Annotated in this window: 7 protein-coding genes and 2 pseudogenes; 6 read left to right on the top strand and 3 right to left on the bottom strand. The window is 49.9% G+C overall.

Translation table 11 applies throughout. The annotated features are described in order from the left end of the window. Positions 1–769: 769 nt before the first annotated feature. From AXFE_RS08570 to AXFE_RS20300, 3 genes and pseudogenes are all read left to right on the top strand, one after another. A complete protein-coding gene (locus AXFE_RS08570) occupies positions 770–1,276 on the top strand; it encodes a hypothetical protein (protein WP_052605471.1) in 507 nt (168 codons plus the stop codon). A gap of 344 nt (positions 1,277–1,620) precedes the next feature. After that, positions 1,621–2,552: pseudogene (locus AXFE_RS19240) on the top strand (IS1595 family transposase). Between the two features lie 618 nt (positions 2,553–3,170). Beyond that, a complete protein-coding gene (locus tag AXFE_RS20300; RefSeq protein WP_162484447.1) occupies positions 3,171–3,380 on the top strand; it encodes a hypothetical protein in 210 nt (69 codons plus the stop codon). Here AXFE_RS20300 and tnpA read toward each other — a convergent pair. Next, positions 3,327–3,746, bottom strand: coding sequence for an IS200/IS605 family transposase (tnpA, locus tag AXFE_RS08585; RefSeq protein ID WP_052605474.1), 420 nt, complete (start codon positions 3,744–3,746; stop codon positions 3,327–3,329). The two genes, AXFE_RS20300 and tnpA, sit on opposite strands and share 54 nt — an antisense overlap. A gap of 21 nt (positions 3,747–3,767) precedes the next feature. Here tnpA and AXFE_RS18450 point away from each other — a divergent pair, with 21 nt between their 5' ends. The 3 genes from AXFE_RS18450 (at position 3,768) to AXFE_RS08600 (ending at position 6,106) form a co-directional block, all read left to right on the top strand. Continuing rightward, the gene (locus AXFE_RS18450; protein WP_152625973.1) at positions 3,768–5,216 is read left to right on the top strand and encodes an RNA-guided endonuclease InsQ/TnpB family protein; all 1,449 of its coding nucleotides are present in this window, start codon (positions 3,768–3,770) and stop codon (positions 5,214–5,216) included. 113 nt (positions 5,217–5,329) lie between these two features. After that, a complete protein-coding gene (locus tag AXFE_RS08595) occupies positions 5,330–5,632 on the top strand; it encodes a hypothetical protein (protein ID WP_052605475.1) in 303 nt (100 codons plus the stop codon). A 159-nt stretch (positions 5,633–5,791) separates the two neighbouring features. Next, positions 5,792–6,106: a hypothetical protein gene (locus AXFE_RS08600; protein WP_052605476.1), complete on the top strand. Its 315-nt coding sequence runs from the start codon at positions 5,792–5,794 to the stop codon at positions 6,104–6,106. A 358-nt stretch (positions 6,107–6,464) separates the two neighbouring features. Here the strand turns inward: AXFE_RS08600 and AXFE_RS21440 are convergent, their stop codons facing one another. Further along, positions 6,465–6,743 (bottom strand): hypothetical protein, encoded by a 279-nt coding sequence (locus tag AXFE_RS21440; RefSeq protein WP_407071679.1) that lies wholly within the window; start codon positions 6,741–6,743, stop codon positions 6,465–6,467. Between the two features lie 39 nt (positions 6,744–6,782). Then, a pseudogene (locus AXFE_RS21445) lies at positions 6,783–6,986 on the bottom strand (IS1595-like element ISAxf1 family transposase); the annotation flags it as partial.

The raw sequence follows: 6,986 nt of genomic DNA on the forward strand, positions 1-6,986 counted from the left end.
AAACTCTACGAAACGACAAAGGAACTCAATCCAAAGAGGTGGATCAACTCTAAAGTGAGAGACTGGAGTCCACCTGGCGAGAACCTGGACTACACCTCCAAGGGATAAATCCATCCTAAGTTCTACATTATCTGCGTAGTTCTAAGTCGATTGACCCAACACGAAGAGATTCAAGATCTTAGAGACTTTAATTTAATTAGTAGTAGTAGCAGGTTGAAAGAGCCTGTGGGCGAAGATTATTGGATTGTGCGCAAACGCGAAGCGTTTTCCACATTTCAATTACCGTTTGCGTAGCGATCGTCCACAACTCAATAACCCCAGTTAGCTTCCTAAAGAGCTAGAGGCCTGAGATCTCAGAGGGAAGGTGGGTATAAATCACACCACAAGTCCGTCATCGATCAACACAGCCAGGAGGTTTCCTATTTGCGAGCTCCAATGGTCCGTTGCGTGACGATAGTGCGACGATTTTGTTATCCAGCTTCGATCTCATGAGCCCAAAGATATTTAGGATTGTCAATTAGTTAGCCAAATTGGCAGACCCAAGTGTGGTCATTTGATCTAGTTGCCGACTTGTCGTCGGCAACTAGATCAAAATTTCGCCACGGATAAGTCGATCAATGAGGAACCTAAATTAACTAGCTTTTGGCGGCACGAAGGTGCCAGAAAACCATTAATCTCAAACTAAGCAAATGTGCCAACTATCTTGACACTCACCGATACCAAGGAGACCAAATTGTGCTCAATCGATGTCATAGCTCGGGAAGGATGAATGACGGATACCGATGCCGCCACTCATGCATCCCGCTACTCGTTCCGGCGGCTTCTACCCATTGTGATCTTTGTCGCAGGTCTAGCTATCGGTGCAGTATCGGCACTCCTCATCCCATGGATCGCAAACTCCACAAATAGGGCTCTAGGCACACTCGTAGGGGATCCTGGCGAGCAAGTTATTGCATCGGGGACTGGGAGTGGTACGCAGGAAATCCCAGTTATGAATCGCTCAGCGATGAGATTTCACCGATTAGGACTCTCCGTTACTTGTGTTGGCCCCTCGAAAGGGTTCGCATTGGTGCAGGTATACATTCCTGGTGAGTCGTTACCGTTTGGGGTAGAGCCACTATGTGGACCAAATGGTGGAGGAATGTTGAATGTGGCAGAACCGACGGGGACGATTGGCTATCCCGACAAAATAATCGTGCGTGCAAGCAGTTCTATACGTTGGAGTTTTATGGTCGTAAATCCTGAGAACACCGTGGGGGTAGTGCTAATCCATTGAAACCAAAGGTAGAGGTGGCTGTCAGATTGGGGTTGGTGATCGAGTTGCCACAAGGCAAAACGATCGCTCAAGTGGAGTTGCGAATCGCGACCTACGGAGTGTAATTGACGTAGGCGACGATTTTAGAGTTAGAAGTTTATTATCGTTACCTCCTTGGCCATTGCAATATCAAGAGCCTGGTCAGCAATGATGTTCTTCATACTTATCAAGTTTCGTAAGTTTCGCCTTCACCGAGACCAGATTGGAGCTAATCCTTAGTAGAACAGATGTTCTATAAAGCTGTCTTGGTGGATATCTCAGGCTTTATGGTACGCTTCGCTTCAAAGTAAGCATGTGAAGATCATTTGATCAAATTGCTATTGCTATTAGGGATTTAGATTCTCAAAGTGTAACTTCGATCAATTTACTTTAGTAAGGGCAAATCATTTCAAGAAATGCAGCATCTCGAGCTCCACTTTTTCAATGTAAATCTTGTCGACGTCAAACTAGCGTTACCTCCGGGACTATCTTTCATCGAAGTCATATCTCTTTATCCAAGTGGTTCTCCGCTATCTATCTATTGTCCAACGACAAGCGTGGTCTTTCGGCTACTACCCCCTAGCCATTAGAGCCCTTGCTAAATTCGTTGAAGTATCTTATTCGACTGGCTGGTTGATGCTAAATAAGCTACCTAAGGCAATGGCTGAGCGTAATAGCTGAGCGTAATGGCTGACCGAGATGGTTTATACAAACTTGGAGAAAACGCCTGAGTAGATGAGTTCTTTTTAGATGGTGAGAGCCATGGCGAAGGCTAAAGAGGAAAGGGAACAAAACAAACCAATGTCCTAATTGGAGTGTCGATTAGCAATGGTGCTCCTACTCATTGCTTCATGGAAGTAATCAAAGATACCACTGCTAAATCACCCAAAGATGTTTTTGTGAGACGTTGAGATTCTAATACCAAGCTGATAAGTAATGGTAACCCAAGTTACGGGGTATGTGCTGAAAGACCTTGGACTAGCGCACTGGTTCACTCTATCCAAAGACGAACAAGCACATGTAACATTCAAATGGCTCAACATCCTGATAGGGAACTGCAAGAAATTTATCGACGGAACATACCACGGAGATGAGGAACATAAGCAACTTATGTCTCGAGGAATTCGCATACCGATTCAACGCAAGGCACTTTGAAATGTCCTCGGTAGAGCGACTTCTCAATACATGTGTGTTTGCGTCTCCCCATCCGCTACTCCGCGAATCTGATTCCAAAATGGCTCTTGCTTACGAAACTTGATAAGTATGATGTTCTTTTAGGCGATGGTTCTTTAGGCGATGGTTCTTTAGGCGATGGTTCTTTAGATTCAAGTTCAATGAGTAAGCTTTACTTTGGTTCCCTTCAATGCAGCGTAGGTACTCTTCCATCGGTGCCAGGTTGTCTCGGTAACTTCAGCGCCTTAGGGCTTTTATGGCAAAGCGGCAACTTCACTTATGGTTGCACTGTCATTTAGCATCTTGTCCCCTTCGGCGATCTTCTTACACACCTGCGCCCTGCTTACCTTGAGTAGAACGGGTATGCCTTTTGGACTTCACATTAATTTCCTCCATCTACATTATGGATACAAAGCTGATATTGGTAGCGGATCAATCAAATGGGAGCCTTCCAAAGTACCCAAAATCGTCTTTTGGGCAGATGCCGAGCGCAAAATAAATAGTTAGCGTTACTATAAGCGTTTTACAACCACCGGGGTTGGCTTCGAATGTGGTGGCGGGCGTATCAGGTGCTGTCGCGGCAATTGGAGAGGCCCAAATAGCTGTGTGTAGCGCGATTGGGTACAACGGAGTCTCTATTTACGATGTGTTCGGAACTTTGCAATCAGGATGTTAGTTTTGTTGTTCGCTGGAGGATACCTTCATGATTATAAATCCGATTGTCGTTATTAGCTTCATACTTGTGGCATTTGTATCTGCTAGGACAAGACTTGACCGAATTTATCAGACAGCTACCAGTGGCATGCGAGAGTGCTCCGCACTTCAGGGCGGAGGTGAATCGCCGTTCGTCTCGACACTCCTAAACACGTGGTCGGTCCTGGCTTTCGATGTACCGGTGCAGGACGTCGAGTGATGCACCTCCGACCGAGCCAGCGAAGTAGGAGCCGTTCCACAGGCGCTGTGCCCTCCAGTAGTGCTTCTTCAGCTCAGGGAACTCCTGACGGAGCCGCCGGGACGACACACCCTTCAGGCTGTTCACCAACTTGGACACCGACACTTTTGGCGGGAAGTTGACTAGTAGGTGGACGTGTTCGGCTTCACCGTTGAACTCCACCAATTCACACTCGAAGTCCGAGCACACGTTGGCCATTACTTCTTCCATGCGCTTCAGGTGCCGGGCGGTGAAAACTTTATGGCGGAACTTCGTGGTAAATACCAAGTGGACGTGCATGAGAAAGACGCAGTGCCTGCCAGTGCGAATGTCTTGATCCGGTGCCATAAAACCAAGTATAGTTGAAGCATGGCGAAGCGGAAGATCAAGAAGGGGGACGATGCGAAGGCAAACACCGCCCGCAAGTACCTCCTTGTCCTATCGCCGGAGAACTCAGGTCGTATGACAAGCTGGGGTCACACCCGCAGGGCAATCAAGAATCTTGCTCTGGCGCAGCGCCAGTTGCTTTGGGATGGGCGCGGCATCAGGCTCCGGGCCAAGGGGCAGAGCCAGTCCCTGACCGAGGCAAGGGCCGACTTTGACTGGATGGCTGACCTCCCGGCTCAGGCAGCACAGGCTGCCATAAAGGACCTCGATCGGGCATACGACAACTGGTGGAACCCTGACCACCCCGCCGGGCCGCCCACCTTCGAGAAGCGTTCGTCGAAACTCCGGTTCTCGCTCCCAGGGCAGGCCGTCGATGTCCGCCATATCGACCGAAAATGGTCTGAGGTGTGGATCCCCAAGCTCGGCTGGCAGCGGTTCCGGCACCACCGCCCATTCAACGGCGTTGTACGGAACGCCACTTTCACCTTCACCCCCGGTTCTGGGTGGATGGTGTCGTTCGGAATTGCGGCCAAACAGATCACAGCGCCTCCCAATGGCAAACCGGCAACCGGCGTCGATTTTGGAGTGGCGTGTTCCGCCTTTCTCTCCGATGAGGAGAGTCCCCGTCTGATGACCGCCACTCTCACCCCCGGCGAGAAGAGGAGACTGGTCGGCCTCGAACGCAGGAAGGCTCGGCAGCTCACGTGGGCCAAGCGCCACAACAATGGCCGGTACTCCAATCGCCTCCGGCACACTAACTCCGAGATCGCTCGGTTGCGAGCCAAACAGGCCCGCCGTCGAAACGACTTCACCCACAAGCTGACCACCGACGTGGCCAAAAACCACGGCATCGTCGGAATTGAAGACTTACGGGTGAAGAACATGACCGCCTCCGCCAAGGGGACGGTAGAAGCACCTGGCACCAGTGTTGCAGCGAAGGCGGGACTTAATCGAGGCATCCTCGACAACGCCCCCTTCGAGCGTCGGCGTCAATTTGGGTACAAGGGTCCGAAGTTCGGAACCCAGATAGTCTCAGTTCCGGCGCCGAACACCAGTCGTCGGTGTGCGAAGTGCAAGGCTCTCGACCCGGCGAATCGTCCTGGGTGTGGACGGGAGTTCGCTTGTGTCGCGTGCGGTCATCAAGACCATGCCGACAGGAACGCAGCAGTGAACATCAGGGCCGCAGCAGAGCAGATTTATGCAGCACAGACCGCCGGACCCGGCGGACAACAGCACGGGCAGGCGCAAGCCAAGTCAGAGCCGGAAGGCCGAAGGCGGTTCCGTGAAGCGAGTAGCCCCAGTGGGGTCGAGTATTTCCGACTCCGCTGGTCGCGTCGAAAGCAGAGTGGCGTGAACAACGCCATCGAAGCTCCGCCCTTCAGGGCGGGGTGGTGTCACCAATGTGGACATACAAGCCAAGGCGTATCATGACAGGAGGATCTTTGATCTTGGAATCGTCACAGATACCTCTTGCTTAGCTTTGGTCCTCGGACTCTCAATTGTCCACCTATTGTAAGACCGTAATTGTCACTTAAAAAAGCGTAGTGCAAAACGGGGACTTTGGATTTAACGGTGGAAAGTTAGCGGCTTCCCCGCGCAGGCGGGGGTGTTCCCTAGTAGAGGCGGTAGCCACCGTGGTCCGGGTAGGCATTTCCATCTACGGGGATGCCCAGTATGCACTAACGATGGAAGATACATTCACAAGACGGTCGGAGGCCGTCTTCTATGGATCACGGAAGCCGATCACAAAACGTGGCTCAGCCACTACGAAGAGATGGAGAGATAACGATGTTTGGCAAGAAAAAGACGGCGGCGGCGATCGTCGATTAAACGCGGACTTGCAATAAGTGCGAGTTCGTCCGGCACATCCCAAAGCAGCTAGCTTTGGAGGTCGCTCCAAGGGACATCAGCATCAAGAGGGCACAGAGGATGACCAACTTGTCCATCATGGACGAAAAGTCCACCCGGGCACAGACTTTGGCAGTGCGTAGGAGGTTAAAGGTCTGATGTTAAATGCTGCAATAGCGCTGTCAGGCAAAGCTAAGGCCATACTTCTGACGGCGATTCCCCTGCTGGACTTCTATACGGGGCTTGCTATTTGGAGCCTCCATTCCAAGTATGGGGAGGATCGTTTCCCGGTGCTCATGCGACTGCATGCAGGAAGGGAACGCAACAGAAAAGCTAAGATCAAAATCGCTAGCTACTCCAGTTCGAAGAGACGCTTGTACGTCTTTGGTGGGGCTATTTTGGCTTCTACATCAATCTTTCTTGAGGTGTGGTTTCTAGTTAGCGTAGCACCGCACCTTTGGAATTGGAGATAGGAAGCCCGGACTTTAGCGAGGCTAAAACGCTCTATCATCGTTCGATTGAAGGTGCGAACCTCTCGATTGATGCTATGGCTAAGGCCCTCGGATGTCGGCTTCTAACTTGCAACCTCAAGCACTTTTCGATGATCAGCAGATATTCAAAGTAGCCCTATAAATCTGCTGATCATCGACGATTTATAACATACTTATCAAGTTTCGTAAGCAAGAGCCATTTTGGAATCAGATTCGCGGAGTAGCGGATGTGGAGACGCAAACACACATGTATTGAGAAGTCGCTCTACCAAGGACATTTCAAAGTGCCTTCGGTTGAATCGGTATGCGAATTCCTCGAGGCATAAGTTGCTTATGTTCCTCACGTCCGTGGTATGTTCCGTCGATAAATTTCTTGCAGTTCCCTATCAGGATGTTGAGCCATTTGAATGTTACATGTGCTTGTTCGTCTTTGGATAGAGTGATCGAATGCGCTAGTCCAAGGTCTTTCAGCACATACCCCGTAACTTGGGTTACCATCACTTATCAGCTTGGTATCGGAATCTAAACGTCTCACAAAAACATCTTTGAATGATTTAGCAGTGGTATCTTTGATTACTTCCATGAAGCAATGAGTAGGAGCACCATTGCTAATCGACACTCCAATTAGGACATTGGTTTGTTTTGTTCCCTTTCCTCTTTAGCCTTCGCCATGGCTCTCACCACCTAAAAAGAACTCATCTACCTGGACGTTTCCTCCAAGTTTATATAAACCATTTCGGTCAGTCATTGCTTTTCGTAGCTTATTTAGCATCAACCAGCCAGTCGAATAAGATACTTGAACGAATTTAGCAATGGTAGTAGCCGAAAGACCACGCTTGTCGTTGGACAATAGATAGATAGC

The sequence above is a fragment of the Acidithrix ferrooxidans genome (genome assembly GCF_000949295.1).
Lineage (GTDB): Bacteria > Actinomycetota > Acidimicrobiia > Acidimicrobiales > Acidimicrobiaceae > Acidithrix > Acidithrix ferrooxidans.

Excerpts from the sequence above, each read along its gene's own strand:
- AXFE_RS08570 (WP_052605471.1), top strand. The coding sequence starts at position 770 with ATGACGGATACCGATGCCGCCACTCATGCATCCCGCTACTCGTTCCGG.
- AXFE_RS20300 (WP_162484447.1), top strand. The coding sequence starts at position 3,171 with ATGATTATAAATCCGATTGTCGTTATTAGCTTCATACTTGTGGCATTT.
- tnpA (WP_052605474.1), bottom strand. The coding sequence starts at position 3,746 with ATGGCACCGGATCAAGACATTCGCACTGGCAGGCACTGCGTCTTTCTC.
- AXFE_RS18450 (WP_152625973.1), top strand. The coding sequence starts at position 3,768 with ATGGCGAAGCGGAAGATCAAGAAGGGGGACGATGCGAAGGCAAACACC.
- AXFE_RS08600 (WP_052605476.1), top strand. The coding sequence starts at position 5,792 with ATGTTAAATGCTGCAATAGCGCTGTCAGGCAAAGCTAAGGCCATACTT.